The organism is Spongiivirga sp. MCCC 1A20706, from assembly GCF_046524175.1.
GTDB lineage: Bacteria > Bacteroidota > Bacteroidia > Flavobacteriales > Flavobacteriaceae > Spongiivirga.
Genome location: NZ_JBEFZF010000004.1, coordinates 90,078 through 113,440 on the forward strand (window position 1 = coordinate 90,078; position 23,363 = coordinate 113,440).

Below are 23,363 nucleotides of genomic sequence, written 5' to 3' on the forward strand. Positions count from 1 at the left end.
TGATACGAGCATATCGAGTAAGTGTCTTTTTTTTTAGATGAAATCCAATAAAGCGTTACTTGCCAATTCATAAGGAGGTTGTTTCTTTTTAAAAATCCGAGCGCTAAAAGGACCGCGTAATGTGATTTTTTCATGTTTTATATCGAGCCAGCTACCTTCTCTTAAGCCTATAACGGGCGTTTCATTTTGTGTAAGATATTCTTTAATCCTAGTTTCCCTAGTTTCACCCATAAATGTGCTGTCTGGATCTGGATCCTGATAGTGGGGATTTATATTAAAAGGAAGGGTGCCTAGGGTATTAAAACTAGAGGGATACACAATTGGCATATCATTAGATGTTTGCATACTTAATCCGCAAATATTGCTCCCCGCACTGGTGCCTAAATACGGAGTGCCTTTTTCAATGCTTTCCCGCAACGGAGTAAACAAATCAAGATCGTGTAGGGTTTTTACCAATAGAAATGTATTACCTCCACCCACGTAAATCGCTTGAGCTTTTTTTATTGCGTCAATCGGGTCATTAAACTCATGAATTCCTACTAGCTTGCCAATGTTTAATAAGGCACTAGCAACGCTACCTGTATATTGATCATGCGAAATTCCATTAGGTCTGGCGTAGGGAATAAAAAGAATCTGTTCAATACCCTTAAAAAAAGCAGTAAGTTCTTCATTAAGGTATGCAAGAGGTTTCTGTCCGTGCAGGGTCGAAGTGCTGGCAACGATCATTTTTTTCATTAGTGCAACTAGATTTGGTCCAATTTAACAAAAGTTTATAGCAAAGAACAAGTTATCTTTAAGCTTTGGTTGTTTTCTTTACATTATGCAAAAATTAATCTACTTACTTCTTTTTATTTCAGTTTCAACTTTGTCTATTGCTCAAGAAACAGATCGCGAATTGTTACGCGGCACTGTTTTATATAGAAACTCGGTGGTTACGGGCGAAAATGTGATTAATGCGAATACCCAAAAAGCAACCATTACCAATAATTCAGGCCAATTTGAAATTTTTGTAAAACAAGGGGATACGCTTGTTTTTTCAGCAGTGAATTATAAGTTTAAATCGGTGGTGGTAACCAAAGATATTTTAGAAAAAAGACGATTAGTTGTTGAGGTAAAGGAAAAAGTGACCGAGTTGGACGAGGTTGTAGTTTCGCCTGAATCAAAAGAACGATTTCTAGAGCTTGAAAAGGAAAAATATAAAAAATACGACTACGAGCGCGATCAATACACCCGACTTCAAAATTATGCAACAAACAGCGGTACTTTTTATAATGGAGTCAATTTCGTGAATATTTTCAAAGCACTTCGTGGTAATAAAAAGAAAGATAAGAGTGCAAATGAACCCTTGAAGGTGAGTGAATTTTTACGAGAAATGTATGAAGATGAATTTTTTGTGGTAGACTTGGGGATAGAGCAAGCTGAAATAGGAAAATTCCTTTTTTATTGCGACGATAAAATTACGTCTCAAGATCTTACTGGAAAAAACAGAGAGTTTAAACTAATTGAGTTCTTAGTCGATCAAAGTATCGAATACAAGAAAATACCAAAGGAATAAAATTTCTTGAATACTGTTTAACAAAAGTTTATTGCCGTTTTAAGTTTTTAATAAGAGTTAGTCTGTTTTCTTTACTGCAACTAAACAAACTAACTGCATGGCTAAACAATTACGCTGCTTTTTCTTTATTGTACCATTTTTATCAGTAACACAAGCTCAAGATGTTTTTGAGCTGAACGGGACGATATCATATGAATCATTTAATGTTGCCGATGTTCATGTGATAAATAAAACCTTTGAAAGAAATACCATAACTGACGAAAATGGAAAGTTTAGTATCCTCGCTCGAGTAGGAGACAGCATTGTATTTTCTGCTGTGCAATTTAAATTATATAGTGTAGTAGTTTCTTCAAAGCAGCCTATTACCGTTGTAATGCAAGAACGCGTGAACGAATTAGACGAGGTGGTACTTTACAATAAATTGTCAGGTAATGTTGCTTTTGATATGAAAAACTCTGAGGCATCGAAACCTATTAACTTCTACGATCTTGGAATACCCGGTTACACTGGGCCAAAAAAAACACAAGCTGAGCGACGGGTTTATACTGCAACCTCGGGCAGTGGTTTAATACCATTAATGCCAATTATTAATGCCTTAACGGGAAGAACAAAAAAACTTAAAAATCGTCTAAAGCTTGAAAAAAAACTAGCCAACATCGATCGTATGCAAAAACGCTATGAACAAACAATGATCGATGTTTATCAACTTCCAACTGAAAAAGGATATGATTTTTTCGATTTTTGCTCGGAGGATACTAGATTTGAAAAAATCGCGAATACTGATTCAGCTTTTGAACAGCTTGATTTTTTTATAGAAAAGATGAAAGAATATCAAAAATCCGTTGTTGGGTCTAATGAGTAAACTTAAACTAAATATTGTCCTAGGGTTTTTGTTTGTTATTAGCGGAGTTCAGGCGCAAATAACATCATCCGGAAAAATTGGCGGACAAATTGTGCACGATTCGCTATCGGTTGAAGGGGTTCATGTTATTAACAAAACGTCACAAAAAAACACGATCACCAATGAGAAGGGGTTCTTTGAAATTGTGGCAAAGTTGAATGATACTATCGTATTTTCTGCGGTACAATTTAAGTTAAAGAATATAGTAGTCGAACAAGGTATTATTGATGAAGGTTTTGGCGAAGTCCTACTGGAAATGAGGGTGGAAGAATTAGAAGGTGTGACTTTGTATAATAAATTATCCGGCGACCCGGCTTTTGATCTTAAAAATTCGGGAGTAAAGAAAAAAATTAATTTTTATGATTTAGGCATACCCGGTAGTACCAAAGCGCCGCCAACACAATCAGAAAGGCGTTTACAAGAGGCCTCAATGGGTAAGTTTCAATGGGGATTTCTAACAACAATTCCCTTAAATCCCATTATAAATGCTATTTCCGGTCGGACAAAAATGCTAAAAAAACGAGTAAAACTAGAAAGTGAGGAGGCATTTATAGAAAAGATCAAAGAACAATTTGAGCCAGTACTAATGGATGTTTACGGGCTTAAAAAGGAGGAATCATATCGATTTTTCTATTTCTGTTCGTTGGCAGAAACCTATGGTTCAAAATGTCGAAATGCAAATTCAGTGGTGCAAATGGAGTTTTTGATCGATCAATTGAAAGAGTTTCAGAAAATTGAAAAAGAATAGTTTTTGTCAGGTCAGTTTTTGGAACGGTTATTGAAAAACATTTATTAGTATTTCAATACTTTTGCAATATGAAGTTTAGAGTTCACAGCATACTTTTAATTAGCATTTCTTTTTTCTTAATGGGGTTTTCTGCCAAAGATGAAGCCCACAAGTACTACGTAAGCACTACTGACATTGAGCAAGCTAAGAAGGGGAATAATCTGCAAATAACCATCCGGCTGTTTATTGACGATTTTGAAGATGTCCTTCAAGAGCGATATGATGATGCTATTGTGTTAAATGAACAAAACTCCTCTAAATCAATTGAAACGATAATTGGTAAATACCTAAATAAGAAGTTAACGATCAAGGTAAATGGTATAGAGGCGAAGCTTAGTTATTTGGGTAAGGAATTTGACAATGATATCGTAAAATGCTACGTAGAAATTGTCAATACAGAAGAAATCAAGAATGTATCCATTACTAATCAGTTGCTATTTGACCTATTTGAAGAACAGCAAAATATCGTTCATCTTCGTCTTAAGGGAAAGCGTAAAAGTTTTGTGTTGATCAAAGAAAATGATAAAGGAATGTTAAATTTCTAATCAGCTTTTATCAATCCTCAGGTTATCGTTAATTTCCCGCATCAAAATTCACATCAATAATGAAGAAATTACAATATGCAGTATGTAGTGCTCTTTTTTTAGCTGCCGGTTTGGTCAATGCGCAGCAAGAAGAGAAGCAAGACAGAGAGTCTGGTCATATTAATGAAAACAAGTTTAGACAACTTTACCAGGAAATGTCAACGCCTAATATGTATCGCACGGCAGCTGGGGCTCCGGGTGCGGCTTATTACCAGCAACAAGCTGACTATAAGATGGATATTACCCTTGATGATGTTAATGCTAAGTTATCAGGATATGAAACCATTACCTATTACAACAACTCCCCTGATGATTTAGAATATCTATGGGTGCAGTTAGATCAAAACGTTCGCAAAAAAGATGCTCCTGGATTACAAAAAAATGGTAGCGGTTTCGGTTTTGCAACGCAGCCTGGTCGTTTTGTTAATAGTTATATGAAAGATCCTTTTGACGGTGGTTTCAACATTGAAGCGGTTACTGATGCGAACGGAAAAGCATTAAGCCACACCATTAATCAAACCATGATGCGTATTAATATTCCGAAGCCTTTAAAAGCTGGAGAAAAAATATCATTTAATATTAAATGGTGGTACAACATCAATAATCACGTAGAAGGACGTGGTCGTTCGGGTTACGAATACTTCGCAAAAGATGACAATCGTGCTTATGTAATTGCACAATTCTTTCCAAGAATGTGTGTATATAGTGATGTAGAAGGATGGCAAAACTATCAGTTCTGGGGTAATGGTGAATTCGCATTACCATTTGGAGACTATGAGGTGAATATTACAGTACCTGCTGATCACATATTAGATGGTACGGGAGTACTTACTAATAGAAAAGAGGTCTATACCAAAGAAATGATGAAGCGCTATGAAAAGGCTAAAAAGACGTATGATAAGCCTGTAATTATTGTTTCTCAAAAGGATGCTGAAAAAGCCGAAAAAACAAAATCTACCAAAACCAAAACCTGGAAATTAAAAGCAGAGAATGTTCGTGATTTCGGATTTGCAACATCAAGACGCTGGATTGTAGATATGCAAGCAGTTAAGATTGGTGCAAAAGATGTAATGGCGGTAAGTATGTATCCTAAAGAAGGAAATCCACTTTGGGAAGAGTATTCTACAAAAGCGGTTGTTTCTACACTGCAATCGTACTCTGCACATACCTTTGATTATCCATATCACAAAGCGATTTCAGTTCATGCTAAAAATCAAGGGATGGAATATCCTATGATTTGCTGGAACTACGGTCGTCCTAATGAAAAAGGAGAATATAGCGATCGTACTAAATTCGGAATGATTTCTGTAATTATTCATGAGGTAGGTCATAACTTCTTCCCGATGATTGTAAATAGTGACGAGCGCCAATGGGGGTGGATGGATGAAGGTCTAGATACCTTTATGCAATATATCGCTGAGCAGGAGTTTGGTGAGAAATTTCCAGAAGCGATTAAAGGAAATGAAAAATATCCTTCGCGTAGAGGCGAACCCTCTAAGATCGTGAATTATATGAAAGGTGATCAGCAATATATATCACCTATTATGTCAAATCCTGAAAACGTATACCAGCTAGGAAACAACGCATATGGTAAGCCAGCTACAGCTTTAAATATCTTAAGAGAAACTGTTATGGGTAAAGAACTTTTTGACCATGCATTTAAGACTTATGCGCAGCGTTGGATGTTTAAACACCCAACTCCTGAAGACTTTTTCCGTACAATGGAAGATGCATCGGCAGTTGATCTTGATTGGTTTTGGAGAGGCTGGTTCTACAGTACTGATTATGTTGACATAGGCGTAAAAGATGTGAAGAAATATTATGTGACTGCTAAACCCAATAAAGAAGCTAAAGAGTATGTTGCGGCTAGAGGAAGAACAGTAGCTGATTTACCTCCATTAGTATATCTTGTCGAAGAGGGAAGTGAAGACTACAATGAGAATATGAAGGGTAGCAGTCCTTTAGAAGGTGCGACTACTTTAAAGGAGTATGTTATGGATAACTTTTCTGCTGAAGAACGTAAAAACTTAAAAACACCAAAGTATTTTTACCAAATTACGTTCGACAAGCCAGGAGGAATCCCAATGCCTTTAATTGTAGAGTATACCTATAAAGATGGTTCAAAAGAAACGATCACGTATCCTGTACAAGCATGGAGAAAGAATGATGCTGAGATCAGTAAGGTACTAGCTACCGATAAAGAAGTTGTCGGTATTGTTGTAGATCCTGAATTGCGTACTGCGGATATCGATATGTCTAACAACTCATGGCCTAAGAAGGAGACTGAGTCTGATTTTGACAAGTTCAAGAATAAGGTAAAAGGAGAATAATTCTTCTTGAGCAGAAAATAGGAAGCCGATGGAAACATCGGCTTTTTTTATTCACACAACATAGTATTGCAACATTATAATGTATTGAATAGGCATTCTTCATAGGTCCTCAAGTACACGGTGCTATGATATTTATAAAATTTCTATAATACGACCGCATTCATTCAAATGGTTTCAAGCATACTCATTATATTTGTGTAACTAAAACTCATAGGATGTTTTTAATGATCAGCGGTGGTGAAATTGTTTTCATACTATTTATAGTAGTAATGGTTTTTGGTGCTGATAAATTACCGGAGATCGCCAGAGGGCTGGGTAAAGGTATGCGCACACTGAAAGATGCTACTAACGATATTAAAAACGAAATTCAGAAAAGTGCTGAGAAAAACGGAATTGATACAGATGTTACCAAAAACATTTCTGATGAGATAAAGAAGGTAAAAGAGGATATCGAAGATTTCACTGGTCCGGTTAAACGAAACTTCTAATGTTCGATAGTTTACTATCGTTAGATAGAGAACTACTCATTTACTTAAATAATTTAGGTAGTGAAACCTACGACTCCTTTTGGATTTTTGTTACCCATCAGAAAAATTGGATTCCTTTCTTTTTGTTTATATTCATTAGCTTATTCTTAAAAATTCGACGTAACGAGTTTTTGAAATTAATGCTTGCAGTAGCTATTACATTGGCTTTTACACTAATTCTTACCGAGGGTACAAAAGAGCTTGTGCAGCGTTTGAGACCGAGTCAAGAACCAGATTTACAAAACATTTTAAGAATTTTAAGTAGACCAACTAACTATAGCTTTTTTTCCGGTCACGCTTCTACCTCGTTAGCAGTTGCTGTTTTTCTTTGGTTGAGTTTGCGCAGAAGAATGAAATGGATAGGGATCTTCTTTATTTGGCCTGTATTTTTCGTTTCAAGTAGAATTTACCTTGGAGTACACTATCCGAGTGATATTTTAATGGGTTTGATAGTGGGCGCTACCATAGGGTTTCTTGCTTATCAAATAGCTGTAAAAAAACTACATTTACTTGATCACACCAACTAGATAACCCTGCTTACAGTTAGCCCGTCTCTAATAGAAAGCAACACTGTTTCTAAACGTTTATCATTTTTTAAAATGCGATTGTATTCAAGCAGTGTTCGCGTAGATTCATCATCATCTTGTAGCTTTTCAATGACCTTTCCGCTCCATAGTACGTTATCAGAAAGAATGACTCCTCCTTTATTCATTTTATCAATAACAAGGTTGAAATAGTTGCAATAATTTGGCTTGTCTGCATCAATAAAAACAAGATCAAACTTAAGGTCCATTTTGGGAATAATATCAATAGCATTTCCTAAATGTTGAACGATTTGCTTACCTTTTCCAGATTCATCAAAATATTTACGCTGAAAATCAACCAGTTCCTCGTTAATGTCAATGGTGTGTAAAGCTCCATTCTTTTCCATCCCTTCAGCTAAACATAAGGTAGCATAACCGGTATAAGTTCCTATTTCAAGAATGGTTTTGGGTTGCACTAATTTAGAGATCATACTAAGAACCCGACCTTGGTAGGGTCCACTAAGCATTCTTGGTTGCAATACTTTTTGATATGTTTCTCTGGTAAGCTGTTGCAGTAGTTCGGGCTCTTTCGCAGAGTGATCTATGATATATTGATCTAATTTTTCTGGTAAAAAATTCAAATTGAAGGTATTTTGAGCCACAAAATTACCAAAATAAAGAAAGTAGGTATAAAAAACACCCTGGCTTCTTTAGATTCTTGCACCATACAGAATCTTTAACCAGGGTGTTCACACCAATTCAATGAAACCCACATTTCACAAAGCTCAGAATAGTGAAAAGTGTTAGTTGAATTAAATCCTAATTATCTTTATAGCTTTTGAGATCAGGATTTTCTTCACTTGGTTTCAATTTTCTATATACTAACCTCGGAGTAGGGTTCACTTAGAACACCACTTCTTCCGTTTTTTCGTAAGCATCGTCATGCACATTTGCTACTGCACGGCCACTTGGGTCATTCATGTTTTTAAAGGCTTCATCCCATTCCAAAGCAATTTTGGTACTACATGCCACTGAAGGTTCTTGCGGAACGCTTAAAGCAGCAGCATCACTAGGAAAGTGCTCAGTAAAAATAGAACGGTAGTAATATTCTTCTTTGGTAGTTGGCGTTTGAATAGGGAAGCGGAAAGCAGCGTTCTTCAATTGCTCGTCACTTACTTTTTCTTCAACCAATTCTTTTAAGGTATCAATCCAGCTATAGCCTACTCCATCAGAAAACTGCTCCTTTTGTCTCCAGGCAACACTTTCCGGTAGGTATGATTCAAATGCCTTACGAATCACCCATTTTTCCATTCGCTCACCGTTGATCATTTTATCTTGTGGATTAATGCGCATTGCCACATCCATAAATTCTTTATCTAAAAACGGAACACGACCTTCAATTCCCCACGCTGCAAGTGACTTGTTAGCTCTTAAGCAATCATACATATGAAGTTTACTTAATTTGCGAACGGTCTCTTCGTGAAATTCTTGCGCATTTGGTGCTTTATGAAAGTACAAATACCCACCAAATAGCTCATCCGCACCTTCGCCTGACAACACCATTTTCACCCCCATAGATTTTATAACACGGGCCATTAAATACATTGGGGTAGAGGCGCGAATTGTTGTTATATCATAGGTCTCTAGGTTGTAGATTACATCTCTTATCGCATCTAAGCCTTCCTGTATAGTAAACTTAATTTCATGATGAACAGTACCGATATGATCGGCTACTTTTTGCGCTGCAGCTAAATCTGGTGAACCTTCTAATCCAACGGAAAACGAATGAAGTTGTGGCCACCAAGCGGCTTGTGTATCACCTGACTCTACCCGCTTATCAGCATATTTTTTTGCAATTGCTGAGGTAACCGAAGAATCCAATCCGCCGGAAAGTAATACTCCGTATGGTACATCAGACATTAGTTGACGATGCACCGCTGCTTCTAACGCATCGCGTACCTCCGCTATTACTGTCTCATTTTCCTTTACGGCATCATATTCTGTCCAATCACGTGTATACCACTTAGTAAGTTCGCCATTGGTACTTGATAGGAAATGCCCAGGAGGAAACAATTCAATTTTTGAACAAGTACCTTCTAGCGCCTTTAATTCAGACGCAACGTAGAAGGTGCCAAACTGATCCCAACCCATGTATAATGGAATAATTCCCATATGGTCTCTTGCAATTAAGTAACTGTCATTTTCAACATCGTATAAAGCAAAAGCGAAAATCCCATTAAGATCATCTAAAAAGGCAGTTCCTTTTTCTTTGTAGAGGGCCAAAATTATTTCGCAGTCGGAAGCTGTTTGAAACTCATAGTCAGTAATTAATGTTTTTTTAAGTTCCTGATGATTATAGATTTCCCCATTTGCGGCTAAGATTAATTTTTTGTCAGCACTAAACAGGGGTTGTTTTCCCGAAGCAGGATCTACAATCGCTAATCGCTCATGTGCTAAAATGGCATTATCATGATTATAAATGCCGCTCCAATCTGGACCACGGTGTCTTATTTTTTTAGACATGTTTAATAGCTGCGGCCTCAAAAGTTCGCTATCCTGTTTTAGATCAAATGCACATACAATACCACACATAATTCATTTCTTGTTTCAAATTCTGTTACAAATAATGCTTTAAACTTCCATTTTAAAAACAGAAATGTTTATATTGATTATAATATGTTGTTATTTAAGTAATGATTCATTTAATTTGATAGTAAATTGTCTGCTTTTTCATTGCAGAAGTATCAATGTGTAAGTTGTCGTTATTTTTTAACATCTAGAGCTGAAATTTTAACATAGCGTATGGGTTTTGATTGGTAGCTTTAAACTCTTAAAAACGAATTCTTAAATAAGAGCATGAAAAACAAATTTTTTACAGGCGCTTGTATCGTAGTATTAGCCCTGTTTACTTCAATCAATGTAAACGCACAAGATTTTCCAGGACTAGATAAAAGTCCTATGGATGCTGCTTCATTTCCGTCTAGCTATAGAGTCTCTGATAAAGCAATGAAAGTTACTTACAGTAGACCACAGCTTAAGGAAAGATCTTTATCGAGCTTAGCTCCAAACGGAAAGGTATGGAGAACCGGAGCAAATGAATCTCCGGAGATTACTTTTTATAAAGATGCCACTTTTGGTGGACAAAAAGTAAAGGCAGGAACCTACGCACTTTTTACAATTCCTGGAGAAAAAGAATGGGTAGTAATTTTAAATGGTAATTTGAATCAATGGGGAGCTTACTCTTATGATAAGTCAAAAGATGTAGCTCGAGCGACAGCTAAAGTTGAAAAAGTATCTGGTAAGCCAGTTGAAGCATTTGCAATGGTATTTACTGAAGCTGATGGTGGTGCACACTTGAACATGGCTTGGGGTGATGTTAAAATCGCAGTACCTGTAAAAATGTAATTACCTTATAGCGCTTAACAATATAAAACGAAACATTTATTGTTAGTTGTTAGAAAAAGGCTAGTTTCTTATGTGGAAGCTGGTCTTTTTTATTTTTAAGGTAAAAGGCTATGGATAATGGGTAAAAGGTTGTTCCATATTTTAATAATCGGCATCTAATACCCATTGTGTCATCATCGAAGCTGAGTAGGGGGAGTTGTAAAGTTTCGAATTCCAATTTTTTGAATCTTTCTAAACTCTAAACTAATTCACTTTCTCACCATTTAAAAACGTTGCTTCTACCTTAGTCGTTGGAATCTGAGAAGCATCAACCTCCATAATATTCTTATCCAAAATCACGAAGTCTGCAAACTTACCAACTTCAATACTTCCTTTTTCGTCTTCTTCAAAATTAGAATGTGCCGCCCAAATAGTCATTCCTTTTAAAGTCTCTTCTCTGCTTAAGGCGTTTTCCATTTGAAATCCACCTTCAGGATAGTTGTCAAGGTCTTTTCTTGCGACTGCCGCATAAAAGGTTAAAAACGGACTCACACGCTCAACCGGAAAGTCGGTGCCAAGAACTACGGTTCCTGATTTGTTAAGTAGTGTTTTAAAGGCGTAAGCACCTTTTACCCGCTCTTCTCCCAGACGGTCACCCGCCCAGTACATATCACTTGTGGCATGTGTTGGCTGTACCGATGGTATAATGTTGTCATTAAAATAATCAAAATCGTTATCGGTGATTACCTGAGCATGTTCCACCTTCCAGCGCATATCTTTTTTGCCTTTTAAGGCCTTTTTATATGTACGTAACACTACAATATTGGCTGAATCACCAATAGCGTGTGTATTCATCTGGTAGCCGGCACCGACAATTCGGTTTGCTAACGATTCCATTTGATCAGCTGGAGTAATCATAGCTCCAAAATGCCCGTCATGATCGCTATAAGGCTCTTTCAAAGTGGCCCCTCTCGATCCCAATGCACCATCACCGTATACTTTTACCGAGCGAACATTGAGTCGGTCAGTTTTTATTTTTCCTTTGGTTAAAAAGTGGTCAAGATTTTCAGGGTAGTTACTTGCCATGGCATATACTCGCATTTTGAGATCACCGGTATTTTGTAAGCTATCAATAAGGTAGATAACTTCTTTGCTTAATCCGGCATCATTTACAGTAGTTAGCCCAAGACTAAAGCATATATTTTCAGCCTCTATTAGTGCTCGAATTTGCGTTGCTTTGCTAGGTTGAGGTATTACTGCTTCAACCAAACTCATTGGTCTATCAACAAGAATGCCTGTGGGCTTACCGTTTTTTAAAACAACACTACCACCAGCCATTTTAGTATTTTCATCTATTCCTGCAAGATCTAAGGCTTTTTGATTTGCTAAAAATGCGTGACCATCCACACGTTCAATAGCAAGTGGCGTATCTGGAAAAAGAATATCCAAAGTGTCTTTGACCGGAAACTCTTTAACTTTCCAGTCATTTTGATCCCAACCTCTACCTTGTATAAACGATGCTTTTTTATCTTCTTGAAAATCGACTATACGCTGTACTACTTCATCAAAACTCTTTGTGCCCACTAAATCAACTACTTGTTGGTTGAGCCCTAATCCATAAAAATGACAATGACCATCAATAAGCCCAGGTGTAATTGTTTGTCCCTTGGCATCAATTGTCTTTTCAGTTTCGTATATGTCTAAAATATCTTTGGAAGTGCCTACTGCTACGAACTTTCCGTCTTTTACAGCAAATGCATCCACTTTATCAAAATCATCATTTACCGTATAGATATTTCCGTTGGTTACAATAAGATCGACGGATTCTTTTTTGGTACAAGCTAAAAGAGTTAACGAGCAAGAAATAGAAATAATTATTTTTTTCATTTTTGGTGAGCCTTTTAAACCCTTAAAAATAATCGAATAAAAAATAACCTCTTGAATCTCATTTTAAAATTCAAGAGGTTATTCATAAAAAAAGCTCATTAACTGGGTAAATGAGCTTTTTTAATAGCATTATTTTAAGTCAAATCCATAGGTTATACCAGCTAGAAATTGGAAACCCTGGACGGGATAATTTTCCCATTTCTGATAATTTTGATTTGTTAAATTATTGATATTCATAAAGATAGTAAATTTTTCGCTTATTCTATACCCTAGGTAGGAATTTATGTCAAAAAAGCTTTTTAAGGTAGTTGCTGCTCTATTAGGGTCAATCGGAAAAACATTATTTTGACGAGCTCCTGTATAAAAAATACTACCCCCTAAATACCAGTTTTTATTTATTTGATAATCAACCATTGCATTGGCTGTTACTTCTGGTAAGTTCCATGCTGTATCAATATTATCAGTTTTATAATCATATATGGTTGCTCGGGCCGAAAGCGAAAGATCAGAAGATATTTCATAACTCAATTTTCCACTAAATGAAAGTGTTTTCACGTTATCATAGATGACACCAAATGAGTTGCCATACGAGTATCCTTGATCGTTTAATAAATTATTGGCTGGGTTACTCACATAAAAAGGATGATCATTTTTTACACTAAATCCTCCTTGAACCGAATACCCTACATTGGCAGATAGTTTACCTTTCATACCCACATACGCATCATATTTTACATCGGTAGGAATAACGTTAAGTGTTGGGCTTACAAAACGGTTGTCTTGATAAAATTTGTAATAATTGTTTTGCACCAGATCACCTTCAACACCACCAAATAAAATCACATATTCGTCAACAAGTCGATATGAAGCTGTAACTCTGGGGTAGATAAAAACATCACCATCTTCAGTTTCTGCATTAAAACCATAATATACCGCAGCACCTAAGTTTAATGTTACATCATCGCGTAGTAAAGTAAGACCACCACTTAAACCTGTTTTTAAATATTGATAGCTCAACCCGACATTATTAAAATACTCACGATCAAATGCTCCTGTTAAATAATCAGCAGTAAAGGTGGCGGTGATAAGTTCATTTTCAATAGGAAATTGAATACTGGGATTTATCACAATATGCGTTTCTCTTGAATCAAATGAATCCCAGCTTCTGCGAACATTGAGATCTACACCTTTGAAAATACCATCTTCAAAAGTGATTTCACCACCAATAAAACCACTTAGAAAGTTTTGTTGCGGATCGATAACGGCAATTTGTTGATCGCTAAATGTAGTTGGGATGGTTAAACCATACCAATTATACAATTGGTGCTGCAAACCTCCGTTTGCTTCCCAAGAAAAATCGCGTTCATTTCTTGAGAACTTTAATCCAAGATCCGTATCGAAAAACTTATCATCTAAAATAACATTGTCTATACCTCCTTGTGAGGAGTGGTGTTTTAGTGAAATATTTAAATCGGTATCTCGGTCAATTTCCTGGGTGGTATAAAAATCGAGTTTAGCAGTATTAAAATTACCTAAACCAAAACCGATATAGGTGTCATAAAGCTTTTCTCGAGGTGCTTTTTGAATGACTTCTGCTTTTCCTTTTGCTGGAGTAAAGGTAGAGGCTACTGGTTGCGAGAAAATCCGGTAATTTACGGTCTTACGTTTTGTAGTGGTTGAATCTGTTAAGGTCGGATTCTCTTTAATTTTAAAAGCGTCAGATACTTTAGGCGTATATGGCTTTACCACGTTAATAATTTCCGTATCTATTTCTTTCTCTTCCTCTTGAGCAAATACAACAGAACAGGTGGCAAGCAAAAGAAATAACAAATAGTTTTTAATTGTTTTGATCATTTTTTTTGTGATGTAGATTGATGAAAATTAACGGTTGCCATCCGGCCTCACAGACTCATTTCGTTTTGATTCTTCCGTTTTGATTCGTTGCAGCTCCGCTTTCGCTTCGGTAACAATGTCTTCGTATTGTGTAAAGTTTTTGATAACACTTTCTAACACATAAGTAGCTTGAAAAGCATCGTCTAGCTTATGAAAATTCTTGGCCATGATGATAAGTCCTCTTGCCGCAAACTCTTTACTAGAGGCATAATCTTTTACTAATTTCTGTATGGTTGTATTCGATTGCTCATATGCACCATCTTTATGCTTAAAATAGCCATCATAATACAATGCCTCAGCAGCAAGTTTGCCCATTGCAGTTGTTAAAACATCAGCATAGGCAGATCTTGCTTTCGATTCATCTCCAGTTTTAATGGCCGATCGTGCAATGATAATCTTAGCATCCGAAGCCAATCGTTTATTAATTTTAGAAGATGAAAGTACTTTTTCGGCATAAGCTACGGCAGCGCCATAATCTTTAAGCTCATAATTGGCTTTCATTAAATTAGATTGTGCAAAGGAGATGTTTTGTGCATATCCTGCTTCATTTTCTAATCGTTTTAAGAGTGGTTTTGCTGATTGATAATCAGATTGCTCCAAATAAATCTGTGATAACCTAGCTAAAGACGGCTCTGTAAAATCCGTGGATGCTCGGTTAACCACATATTGGTAATGAAGTATTGCTTCTCCTTTTCTATCTTGCTCAAACAAGGCTTGTCCTAGCATAAAATTGGCGTTGTATGCATGACTACCATTAGGGAAAGAACTTAAGTACGATCGCAAGCTCCTAACGGCTGCTTTCATGTTATTTTCTTGAAACTGTTTTTCAGCAGCCTCGAACGTAGTGTTTTCTAGTTCAGAATCGGTAATCTCAATAAAATCAAGGCCTTTTACCCAACGGGCATATTCATCTACGGTACCCATATCAACATATACCAAACGTGCGGAAGCCACCGCGGCATTTGCCTCGGGCGTACCGGGGTAATCTCTTGCTACTGTTTTAAATTTGACAAGTGCATTTTGGTTGTCATTGGTGTTGTAGTATACCAACCCTTGTTTTAATAATGCTTTTGAAGCATAGCTGCTGCCTTTGTATTGGCTGATCAATCGGTTGTAGGCTTCGATTCCTCTTTGATTTTGTTTTTGCGCGATATAGGTATTGCCTAATTCAAAAAGCGCATCGTCCTTTAGCTTGGACCGCGGTTGTTCATCAATAAAGGTATTGAGCTCTTTGATTTTGCTATCATTCCGTTTTAAAAAACCATAACTAAGAGCCTTTTGAAAATATGCATAATCCGTATCTGATCCACCTGATTTAATGGCCTGGTTGTATGCCTCAATAGCGGGCCAATATTTACTTGATACAAAATTACAATCCCCTAACCGCAAGTAAGCATCAGTCGTTTTGGATTGGTTGTCGCTCCTGCTTTTTACAAAATCATTAAACTGACTGGTAGCCTGGGTATAGTTTTTTTGCTTAAAATATGCGTACCCCAAATTATAATGTATGCTTTTGTACTCATTAGTTTGTGAAGCCCCAGCTTGATTCAAAAATTCCTTAAAACCAATAACGGCGTCAGCATTTCTTTTTAATCTGTAATCGGCTTCCGCTTTCCAGAACAGAGCTCTTGCTGTGTATGCAACATCAATTTGATTTTTAAGAGATTTTTCAAAATAGTTTACCGCTTCATCATAATTCCCTTCATTAAAAACTTCAATAGCACGATAAAATGCAACCTTCTGATAGGTTGCTTTGCTATCATAATTATTTCCTTTTTCAATAAGATCTAGCGCGGCTTCATAATTTTTTGAAGTGATGTACGACGAAATTAATAGCTCATTAATCTCTTCTTTAAACTGACTATTGGGATAGCGCTCTATATATTCATTTAGAACTTCAGGTACGGGCTGATAAGCATTGCCAATTTCATAGCTTAATTTCGCATAGTTTAGCCAGGCATCTTCCTGAATTTTTGGTTCAAAGTCCATTGCTGAAGCATTCTTGAATGCATTTAATGCCTCTTGTTTTTTACCGCCATTTAAATAACATTCACCCAAATGATAGTAGGCGTTTTGCGCCACTGCATTTTTACCTCCTACTATTTTATTGAATTGTGAAATGGCGCCATCGTAATCTTGCTGTTTGTAGTACGCATAACCTAATTGATAATAATCAACATTATTCCAGCGATTCCTTTTTCCTTTATAGGCTTCTAAATAAGGAATTGCTTCTTTGTACTTACCTAAGTTGAAATAACTCTCACCAATAATTTTAGAAAGTTCAGACTTTTCTTTTCTGTCTCCTTTTTTAAGTTGTTTTTGTGCTAGGTCAACCGCTTTTTCAAAATTTCCTAACTTAAAGTTCATATCAGCCTGGTAGTACGATAGCTTTTTGTTGAAACGATCATCACCCGAAACTTCATCAAAATAACTGCTGGCCGTTTGATAGTCATCACCTTGATATGCCATAAAACCTTTGTAATATTTGGCCTGACTACCATATTCTTTTGAAGCAATTAATTGATTGAAATATTTTTCTGCCTGTCCATATTGTTTGGTGGTAAAGTGGCAATAGCCTGTATTGAAGTTATAACGCTCTTCTTCCTTATTACTTAATTTAGAAGCATCAGTGCGATTATACCATTTTAGCGCATAGGTGTACTTACCTTGACCAAAGTAGTAATCGGCTACATCTAGAAAAGCAGCATTTCTTTTAATACTTGTCGGATGGTTTTCGACAAAAGCTTCCATTAGCTTATCAGCCCCTCGCTGACTAAGCCTAATAGCACAATTGGCGATATAATAGTCGCAGTCGGCTAGTATACTTTGGTCCTTAGTTTGCTTCTTTATCTTTTTGAAAACAGCTTGCGAAGCTTGATACTGCTTGTTGTTGTAAAGAGTAATTCCTTCGTTATAAGGTTGTAAGTCAAATGTATACACTTTTGACTGTTGTGCGGAAGCCGAATAAAGGCCCAATAGTAAGAACAGGCTCCCCAAAAATTTCCTGTATGTCATTTACCAAGAATTAAAATTCAATTGTCATGTTTGCGTTAATAGGATAACGCAGCAAATGGTGGTTAATTATTTTTGTGAATAATTATTGAATACCAAAACCCATTATTTAACAGCTAACGTAAATAAGTTGTTATTTTTAATCAAGATTAATTAGGAGATTATTTTAAATATGTCAGAAACTGTTTTAGAATTAAAAGATGCGTCGATTTTTCAAAAAGAGAACTTGGTATTATCTGATGTGTCCGTAACTGTAAACAAGGGCGATTTTATTTATTTAATTGGAAAGACAGGTACTGGAAAAAGTAGTTTCATGCGCACATTATATGGCGACCTTCCTTTGAAAAAAGGAGCGGGACATATTGTTGATTTTGATCTACCTAGTTTAAAAGAAAAAGACATTCCGCACCTACGTAGAAAACTCGGAGTTGTTTTTCAAGATTTTAAATTACTCAATGATCGAACAGTAAATGCGAACCTAGAGTTTGTTTTAAAAGCAACCAGTTGGAAAGACAAAGAGCAAATGAAAACTAAGATCGAAGAGGTCCTTGATAAAGTTGGAATGAAAACGAAAGGCTTTAAGTTTCCTTATCAATTATCAGGGGGTGAACAACAACGAGTAGCTATTGCTAGAGCACTATTGAATGATCCTGAACTTATTTTGGCTGATGAACCAACGGGAAATCTCGACCCCCAAACCAGTGTTGAGGTTATGGAAGTTCTAATGGAAATCAATAAAAACGGAAATACCATTTTGATGGCAACACATGACTATGCACTTATCTTAAAATACCCTTCAAAAACACTAAAGTGTGACGGAGCCAAGGTATTTGAAGTTGTACAGAAAAGTCTTTAAGATGTCGTTTTACAAACAATGATCTGTTTCTGGAATTCTAAAAAAGTATGGACTACCAAAATATTCTGAATAACATAGAACAGGAGGTTTTGTCAAAAAATGTTACCGGCAAGGTGGCTGCCTATATACCCGAATTGTCTTGTATTTCAGCTGATAAATTGGGAATGCACTTATACTGTATTAATTCCGGCCATTATCAATTTGGAGATAGTAATGAGCGGTTCTCTATTCAAAGTATTTCCAAGGTATTTGCTTTAACCATGGCAATGTTAGTTCATACGGATGATTTGTTTAAACGTGTTGATGTTGAACCTTCGGGGGATCCGTTTAATTCACTAATTCAACTAGAGCGGGAACAAGGAATTCCTAGAAATCCTTTTATTAATGCCGGTGCATTGGTAGTTTCGGATACATTGATGTCTCATTTTGAAAATCCAAAGGAGGAGTTTTTAAAGTTTGTACATACAATTACGCAAAACGATTCTATTGATATCAACGAGGAGGTGTATTTATCAGAAAAGAAGCATAGCCATCGCAATGCTTCTTTAGTTCATTTAATGAAGTCTTTTGGTAATATAAAAAACGATGTTGATCAGGTATTGGATTTTTATGTTTATCAATGCGCAGTAGCCATGTCTTGTAAAGAGTTGGCTACAGCCTTTATGATATATGCCAATGGGGGCTCTTTATTGAATGGTGAATCTGAGATAATTACCCCTTCAAAGGTTAAACGCATAAATGCCATTATGCAGACCTGCGGATTTTATGACGAGGCTGGAGAGTTTAGTTTTCGAGTTGGATTGCCTGGTAAAAGTGGTGTTGGTGGCGGGATCGCAGCTATCCATCCAGGACAATATGCAGTAACGGTATGGAGTCCACCGTTAAATCCAAAAGGAAATTCAGAATTAGGAATGTTATGCCTTGAAAGGCTTACAACACTAACGGGCTTGTCAATTTTTTAATGCTTACTTTCTCTTTAAAAACAAATAGTAAAAGTTAATTGCTAGAATAGCTACATTAGTAATAATAACTGGCCAAGAATTTAATAGAAAGCCATAGGCTACAAAAAGTCCGCAACCAATTGAGTTAACCATTCGTAATTTTCTAATATCTTTCATTAAAAATGAGGCTAAAACTCCAGCTGAAGCCCCATAACCGACCCATTCGGTAAGTGTTGTTAAATCTTCCATAAATAAGGTGCAATGATACGTAACTTTCTGTTGCAATTTCTAATTTGGGATTAAAACTGTAACAATCTTAATACAACGCAGTCTAACATTCAAAATCAATCAACCTCTCAACATGAAAAAAAGTATCGTATTAGTAGCCGCTCTATTTTTGGTAAGTGTTCTTTCGGCACAAAAAACAGATAAAAGGCTAGCTGGTCTAGACAAGCAGCTTAATCAAGTTTTAACCGATTGGAATGCTGCAGGTTTTGCAGTAGCAGTCGTTAAAAAAGATAGAGTACTTTATGCCAAAGGTTTTGGGTATCGTGATTATGAAAACAAAAAACCTGTTGATGCTAATACCTTATTTGAGATTGGCTCGAGTACAAAAGCATTTACTTCTTCTTTATTAGGAATGTTAAGAGAAGAAGGCTCAGTAGATTTTAATGAAAGTCCCCGTAAATATATTCCGTATTTAGCATTTCAAAACGATCAGCTTAATACTGAAGCAACAGTAAAAGATTTTATGAGCCATCGTTCGGGCTTGCCTAGGCATGATTTTGCTTGGTATATGTTTAATACTGACGATAAGGATAGTTTATTACAACGAATAGAACACCAAGAGCCATTTGCAGGAGTTCGTGAGCGATGGTACTATAATAACTATGGTTTTTTAATTCAAGGTGTAATTACCGAAAAAATTACAGGAAAAAGCTGGGAAGAAAATATTAAAGAACGCATTTTCGAACCATTAGGAATGTCGCGCTCTAATACCAATATTAGTGGATTAAAAACTGATAATAATGCAGCGTTTGGATATGAAGTGAAAGATGATGAGATCGTTAAAATGGATTATTATGATATATCCGGTATGGGGCCTGCTGGAAGTATTGGTAGTAGTGTTAACGACATGGCAAAATGGGCTATGTTGTGGTTAAATAAGGGTAAAAATGGAGAAAAACAGATACTGCCGGAAGGCTATATTGATGAGGCAATGAGTTCGCATGCGGTGGTAAGTGCCGGTTTGCCAAGAAAAGAATCTCCAGATATGTTTTTTGCAAACTACGGCTATGGCTGGTTTTTGGCATCGTACAAAGGCCATTATAGAGTAGAGCATGGAGGTAATATTGATGGTTTTTCTGCAAGTGTAAGCTTCTTTCCAACTGATGATCTAGGAATTATTGTACTTACCAACCAAAATGGCTCATCTGTACCAAGTATAGTAAGAAACACCATTGCGGACAGAATGTTAAAAGTTAGAAAAGAAGACTGGAGCAAAAAGCTGAAGGACCAACTTAATAAAGGAAAGGAAGATGGAGAGGAAGCCGCAGATGATACATCATCTAATAAAGTTGAGGGGACAAAAACATCACATGCATTAGTTGCATATACAGGTAAGTATAATAACCCGGGTTATGGTACTTTCGAAGTGAGCGTAAAAAATGACTCGTTGTTTGCGGAATTTCCAACGTTAAAATTTTGGTTAGAGCATTACCACTATGACATTTTTGTTCCGCATAGAATGTCTAAAGATGGCAGTATCGACATTGATGAGGACCAAGAGGTAGTTGGCTTAACCATTAGCTTTAAAACAGGCGCTGATGGTGAGATTAGCGGTTTAGAAGGTGCACTAGAACCTACAATTGATCCAATTACCTTTTCTAGAAAACCGACTTCCGTAGCACTTACTCAAGATGAGGTTCAAGCGTATGTCGGTGAATATGATCTTTTTGGGCAAACCGTGAAGTTTTATACCAAAGATAGTGAGACCTTATACGCTTTTATTAAAGGACAACCTGAATATGAGTTAATCTACACCGGTAATAACGTCTTTGCATTAAAGATCCTTGACGGTTATAAAGTGGCTTTTGATGTAGTGAAGAATGGAAAATTTGATACCGCTACCTTCAAGCAACCCAATGGGAACTTTAAGGCTCATAGAAAAGAATAAATTTTTATTCTAAATGCCAGTTTAAGTGTGTTATTTAGGACATTTAAACTGGCATTTTAATTTGGGAAAAGACTTTTGTCGATATTTGGAATAACCCTTAATGCATTCTTGTAATAAATCTTTTTTAATACGGTATCCGTTAGGTTCAGACCATACATTTTCCAGAAAGCATGATATCGTTTGTAATACGGAAAGTATTCATCATTTGATTCTAGTACTCTGAAATAGGTATAATACTCTTCTGGTTTCCAATAATCTTTGCCAAACATAACCCTGTCCTGATATTTAGTAAGAAATTTCTTCGCATTTCTAGGTTGCCGTCCAAGCTCAGCAATCACAGCTCCTATTTCGGTATACATATTGGGCATTTCGTCCATTAGTTTTCCTAAAGTTGTTAGATCATTCCCAAGCCATCCTAAATGAGCATTAATAAATGTGGTGTTTTTATGTTTTCTAAAAATATCGTGCTGTTCTGCAATAATAGTTTCCCAAGACCCAGTTACTTTTGCGTCTCTTTTTCTTCTTGATCGTAATTTTAGTTCCAACCAGCGTTCATTTTGGTTATCATGCGCATCCCAAAAAGGTTTTGGATCTGCAGAGTGAATTAAAACAGGAATGCCTAGCTCACCACATTTTTCGAATACAGGGGCAATACGGGAGTCATTAATTTTTATTCTATTTCCCTTACTATCCTTATTATCCATCGTTTGGCTCTTGTAAATCTTGAGTCCATTCGCACCGGAGTTGACATCGCTTTCTAATTGCGCAACTGTTTTTTGTGTCCATCCTTCTTCATCGATGCCATTTAAAGATATGTTGGTGAATATGATGAATCGCTTAGGTGCGTTTTCTTTTACATTTTTCATAACACCGTTAAAATGCGCATCGTCACCGCGTCCGCGTCCTGATAAATTAACCATTACGGCCATATTAAGTGCATCCATTTCTGCAGTTAAGGCAGCTAAGTTTTGTTCCGGCATTCGCCATTGATGATTATGAACATCAATAAATGGAAATTTAGCTTTTTTAATAATCGTCTCAGGAGTTTTTAGGGTAGAGGGTGGATCGTAATCTTCAAAATCCATTCGTTGAGAAAACATTGGCAGACTTAACAAAAGACTTCCTGCAATCAAGAGTAATTTTTTCATGATTTAAAATTACTTTTTTAGGACTTATCTCATTCTTAATAAAATGAAAAAGTTGTTTCAAAAAAGATATTTGGCATTTATAATAATTAATGTGAAATTTGGAGCCTTTAATCTCAAGCATAGGAAATGGAAGTATTGGGTATTGACGTAGGTGGATCTGGAATAAAGGGAGCCATTGTAAATACAGAAACTGGCCAATTAGTTACAGAAAGACACCGAATACCAACACCAAAAGGAGCAAAACCTGATGATGTTGCCCAAGAAATTAAAGAAATGCTTGAGCATTTTCAGTGGACGGGTAAAGTAGGTGTGGGTTTCCCTGCTGTAATCTTAAACGGTGTTGCTAAATCTGCAGGTAACATTCATAAATCATGGATTGATACCAACGTAGTTGAGCTTTTTAAGCAATATACAGGAGTTGATTGTATTGTTGCTAACGATGCAGATGTAGCTGGCTTAGCAGAAATGAATTTTGGCGCAGGAAAAGGTCAGAAAGGATTGGTGCTTATGATTACTGCGGGAACTGGATTGGGTTCAGGAGCTTTTTATAATGGTCAATTAATTCCGAATTTTGAGTTAGGTACTTTCCCTTATAAAGATTATAAAAAAGTTGAACATTATGCAGCTGATTCTGCCAGAAAAAGGGACAAGCTTTCTTTAAAAGATTGGTCAAAACGCTTGAATAAATTTTTAAAAATTATTGAAAAAATGTTCATGCCCAACCTAATAATTCTTGGAGGGGGTTCGAGTAAGAAAATGGATCAGTTTAAAGAAAATATTACGGTTAAGACAAAGATAGTACCAGCGGAAATGCTTAATAACGCAGGTATTGTTGGTGCCGCTATGTTATGTAAGTAA

20 protein-coding genes are annotated in these 23,363 nt (G+C 36.4%); 12 read left to right on the top strand and 8 right to left on the bottom strand.

The annotated features are described in order from the left end of the window. Positions 1–33 precede the first annotated feature (33 nt). The gene (pepE, locus tag ABN763_RS10690; RefSeq protein WP_410485454.1) at positions 34–735 is read right to left on the bottom strand and encodes a dipeptidase PepE; all 702 of its coding nucleotides are present in this window, start codon (positions 733–735) and stop codon (positions 34–36) included. Positions 736–820: 85 nt separating this feature from the next. Between pepE and ABN763_RS10695 the strand changes: the two genes are divergently transcribed. The 7 genes from ABN763_RS10695 (at position 821) to ABN763_RS10725 (ending at position 7,211) form a co-directional block, all read left to right on the top strand. Next, entirely contained in the window at positions 821–1,555 is a 735-nt protein-coding gene (locus tag ABN763_RS10695) for a carboxypeptidase-like regulatory domain-containing protein (protein WP_410485455.1), read from the top strand. A gap of 97 nt (positions 1,556–1,652) precedes the next feature. Next, entirely contained in the window at positions 1,653–2,417 is a 765-nt protein-coding gene (locus ABN763_RS10700; protein WP_410485456.1) for a hypothetical protein, read from the top strand. Next, the gene (locus ABN763_RS10705) at positions 2,410–3,204 is read left to right on the top strand and encodes a hypothetical protein (protein ID WP_410485457.1); all 795 of its coding nucleotides are present in this window, start codon (positions 2,410–2,412) and stop codon (positions 3,202–3,204) included. The genes ABN763_RS10700 and ABN763_RS10705 overlap by 8 nt, the downstream gene beginning before the upstream one ends. A gap of 68 nt (positions 3,205–3,272) precedes the next feature. Next, positions 3,273–3,788, top strand: a complete 516-nt coding sequence (locus tag ABN763_RS10710) for a DUF6702 family protein (protein WP_410485458.1) — start codon at positions 3,273–3,275, stop codon at positions 3,786–3,788. 59 nt (positions 3,789–3,847) lie between these two features. Next, positions 3,848–6,157, top strand: a complete 2,310-nt coding sequence (locus ABN763_RS10715) for a M1 family metallopeptidase (RefSeq protein ID WP_410485459.1) — start codon at positions 3,848–3,850, stop codon at positions 6,155–6,157. A 215-nt stretch (positions 6,158–6,372) separates the two neighbouring features. Then, a complete protein-coding gene (locus tag ABN763_RS10720) occupies positions 6,373–6,645 on the top strand; it encodes a twin-arginine translocase TatA/TatE family subunit (RefSeq protein WP_410485460.1) in 273 nt (90 codons plus the stop codon). Next, positions 6,645–7,211 (top strand): phosphatase PAP2 family protein, encoded by a 567-nt coding sequence (locus ABN763_RS10725; protein WP_410485461.1) that lies wholly within the window; start codon positions 6,645–6,647, stop codon positions 7,209–7,211. Before ABN763_RS10720 ends, ABN763_RS10725 begins: the two co-directional genes overlap by 1 nt. On the opposite strand, the gene ABN763_RS10730 is transcribed toward ABN763_RS10725, so the two are convergent. After that, positions 7,208–7,849 carry an O-methyltransferase gene (locus ABN763_RS10730; protein ID WP_410485462.1) on the bottom strand — a complete coding sequence of 214 codons (642 nt, stop codon included), beginning with the start codon at positions 7,847–7,849 and terminating at the stop codon, positions 7,208–7,210. The two genes, ABN763_RS10725 and ABN763_RS10730, sit on opposite strands and share 4 nt — an antisense overlap. A gap of 262 nt (positions 7,850–8,111) precedes the next feature. After that, the gene (asnB, locus tag ABN763_RS10735; protein ID WP_410485463.1) at positions 8,112–9,800 is read right to left on the bottom strand and encodes an asparagine synthase B; all 1,689 of its coding nucleotides are present in this window, start codon (positions 9,798–9,800) and stop codon (positions 8,112–8,114) included. 264 nt (positions 9,801–10,064) lie between these two features. Here asnB and ABN763_RS10740 point away from each other — a divergent pair, with 264 nt between their 5' ends. Next, positions 10,065–10,613: a DUF2911 domain-containing protein gene (locus ABN763_RS10740; protein ID WP_410485464.1), complete on the top strand. Its 549-nt coding sequence runs from the start codon at positions 10,065–10,067 to the stop codon at positions 10,611–10,613. Between the two features lie 243 nt (positions 10,614–10,856). On the opposite strand, the gene ABN763_RS10745 is transcribed toward ABN763_RS10740, so the two are convergent. The 3 genes from ABN763_RS10745 to ABN763_RS10755 form a co-directional block, all read right to left on the bottom strand. Then, positions 10,857–12,479: an amidohydrolase gene (locus ABN763_RS10745; protein ID WP_410485465.1), complete on the bottom strand. Its 1,623-nt coding sequence runs from the start codon at positions 12,477–12,479 to the stop codon at positions 10,857–10,859. A gap of 129 nt (positions 12,480–12,608) precedes the next feature. After that, a complete protein-coding gene (locus ABN763_RS10750) occupies positions 12,609–14,333 on the bottom strand; it encodes a TonB-dependent receptor (protein WP_410485466.1) in 1,725 nt (574 codons plus the stop codon). Between the two features lie 27 nt (positions 14,334–14,360). Continuing rightward, a complete protein-coding gene (locus ABN763_RS10755; protein WP_410485467.1) occupies positions 14,361–17,387 on the bottom strand; it encodes a tetratricopeptide repeat protein in 3,027 nt (1,008 codons plus the stop codon). A gap of 169 nt (positions 17,388–17,556) precedes the next feature. On the opposite strand from ABN763_RS10755, the gene ABN763_RS10760 reads away from it, so the two are divergent. Beyond that, entirely contained in the window at positions 17,557–18,240 is a 684-nt protein-coding gene (locus tag ABN763_RS10760; protein ID WP_410485468.1) for a cell division ATP-binding protein FtsE, read from the top strand. A gap of 47 nt (positions 18,241–18,287) precedes the next feature. Then, positions 18,288–19,202 carry a glutaminase gene (locus tag ABN763_RS10765; protein ID WP_410485469.1) on the top strand — a complete coding sequence of 305 codons (915 nt, stop codon included), beginning with the start codon at positions 18,288–18,290 and terminating at the stop codon, positions 19,200–19,202. A 3-nt stretch (positions 19,203–19,205) separates the two neighbouring features. On the opposite strand, the gene ABN763_RS10770 is transcribed toward ABN763_RS10765, so the two are convergent. Further along, positions 19,206–19,466: a uroporphyrinogen decarboxylase gene (locus tag ABN763_RS10770; protein WP_410485470.1), complete on the bottom strand. Its 261-nt coding sequence runs from the start codon at positions 19,464–19,466 to the stop codon at positions 19,206–19,208. A 76-nt stretch (positions 19,467–19,542) separates the two neighbouring features. On the opposite strand from ABN763_RS10770, the gene ABN763_RS10775 reads away from it, so the two are divergent. Further along, positions 19,543–21,357: a serine hydrolase gene (locus ABN763_RS10775; RefSeq protein ID WP_410485471.1), complete on the top strand. Its 1,815-nt coding sequence runs from the start codon at positions 19,543–19,545 to the stop codon at positions 21,355–21,357. Between the two features lie 56 nt (positions 21,358–21,413). Here the strand turns inward: ABN763_RS10775 and ABN763_RS10780 are convergent, their stop codons facing one another. Next, positions 21,414–22,505 carry an amidohydrolase family protein gene (locus ABN763_RS10780; protein WP_410485472.1) on the bottom strand — a complete coding sequence of 364 codons (1,092 nt, stop codon included), beginning with the start codon at positions 22,503–22,505 and terminating at the stop codon, positions 21,414–21,416. Between the two features lie 126 nt (positions 22,506–22,631). Between ABN763_RS10780 and ppgK the strand changes: the two genes are divergently transcribed. Next, positions 22,632–23,363 (top strand): polyphosphate--glucose phosphotransferase, encoded by a 732-nt coding sequence (gene ppgK, locus ABN763_RS10785; protein ID WP_410485473.1) that lies wholly within the window; start codon positions 22,632–22,634, stop codon positions 23,361–23,363.

Excerpts from the sequence above, each read along its gene's own strand:
- pepE (WP_410485454.1), bottom strand. The coding sequence starts at position 735 with ATGAAAAAAATGATCGTTGCCAGCACTTCGACCCTGCACGGACAGAAA.
- ABN763_RS10695 (WP_410485455.1), top strand. The coding sequence starts at position 821 with ATGCAAAAATTAATCTACTTACTTCTTTTTATTTCAGTTTCAACTTTG.
- ABN763_RS10700 (WP_410485456.1), top strand. The coding sequence starts at position 1,653 with ATGGCTAAACAATTACGCTGCTTTTTCTTTATTGTACCATTTTTATCA.
- ABN763_RS10705 (WP_410485457.1), top strand. The coding sequence starts at position 2,410 with ATGAGTAAACTTAAACTAAATATTGTCCTAGGGTTTTTGTTTGTTATT.
- ABN763_RS10710 (WP_410485458.1), top strand. The coding sequence starts at position 3,273 with ATGAAGTTTAGAGTTCACAGCATACTTTTAATTAGCATTTCTTTTTTC.
- ABN763_RS10715 (WP_410485459.1), top strand. The coding sequence starts at position 3,848 with ATGAAGAAATTACAATATGCAGTATGTAGTGCTCTTTTTTTAGCTGCC.
- ABN763_RS10720 (WP_410485460.1), top strand. The coding sequence starts at position 6,373 with ATGTTTTTAATGATCAGCGGTGGTGAAATTGTTTTCATACTATTTATA.
- ABN763_RS10725 (WP_410485461.1), top strand. The coding sequence starts at position 6,645 with ATGTTCGATAGTTTACTATCGTTAGATAGAGAACTACTCATTTACTTA.
- asnB (WP_410485463.1), bottom strand. The coding sequence starts at position 9,800 with ATGTGTGGTATTGTATGTGCATTTGATCTAAAACAGGATAGCGAACTT.
- ABN763_RS10740 (WP_410485464.1), top strand. The coding sequence starts at position 10,065 with ATGAAAAACAAATTTTTTACAGGCGCTTGTATCGTAGTATTAGCCCTG.
- ABN763_RS10745 (WP_410485465.1), bottom strand. The coding sequence starts at position 12,479 with ATGAAAAAAATAATTATTTCTATTTCTTGCTCGTTAACTCTTTTAGCT.
- ABN763_RS10750 (WP_410485466.1), bottom strand. The coding sequence starts at position 14,333 with ATGATCAAAACAATTAAAAACTATTTGTTATTTCTTTTGCTTGCCACC.
- ABN763_RS10755 (WP_410485467.1), bottom strand. The coding sequence starts at position 17,387 with ATGACATACAGGAAATTTTTGGGGAGCCTGTTCTTACTATTGGGCCTT.
- ABN763_RS10760 (WP_410485468.1), top strand. The coding sequence starts at position 17,557 with ATGTCAGAAACTGTTTTAGAATTAAAAGATGCGTCGATTTTTCAAAAA.
- ABN763_RS10765 (WP_410485469.1), top strand. The coding sequence starts at position 18,288 with ATGGACTACCAAAATATTCTGAATAACATAGAACAGGAGGTTTTGTCA.
- ABN763_RS10775 (WP_410485471.1), top strand. The coding sequence starts at position 19,543 with ATGAAAAAAAGTATCGTATTAGTAGCCGCTCTATTTTTGGTAAGTGTT.
- ABN763_RS10780 (WP_410485472.1), bottom strand. The coding sequence starts at position 22,505 with ATGAAAAAATTACTCTTGATTGCAGGAAGTCTTTTGTTAAGTCTGCCA.
- ppgK (WP_410485473.1), top strand. The coding sequence starts at position 22,632 with ATGGAAGTATTGGGTATTGACGTAGGTGGATCTGGAATAAAGGGAGCC.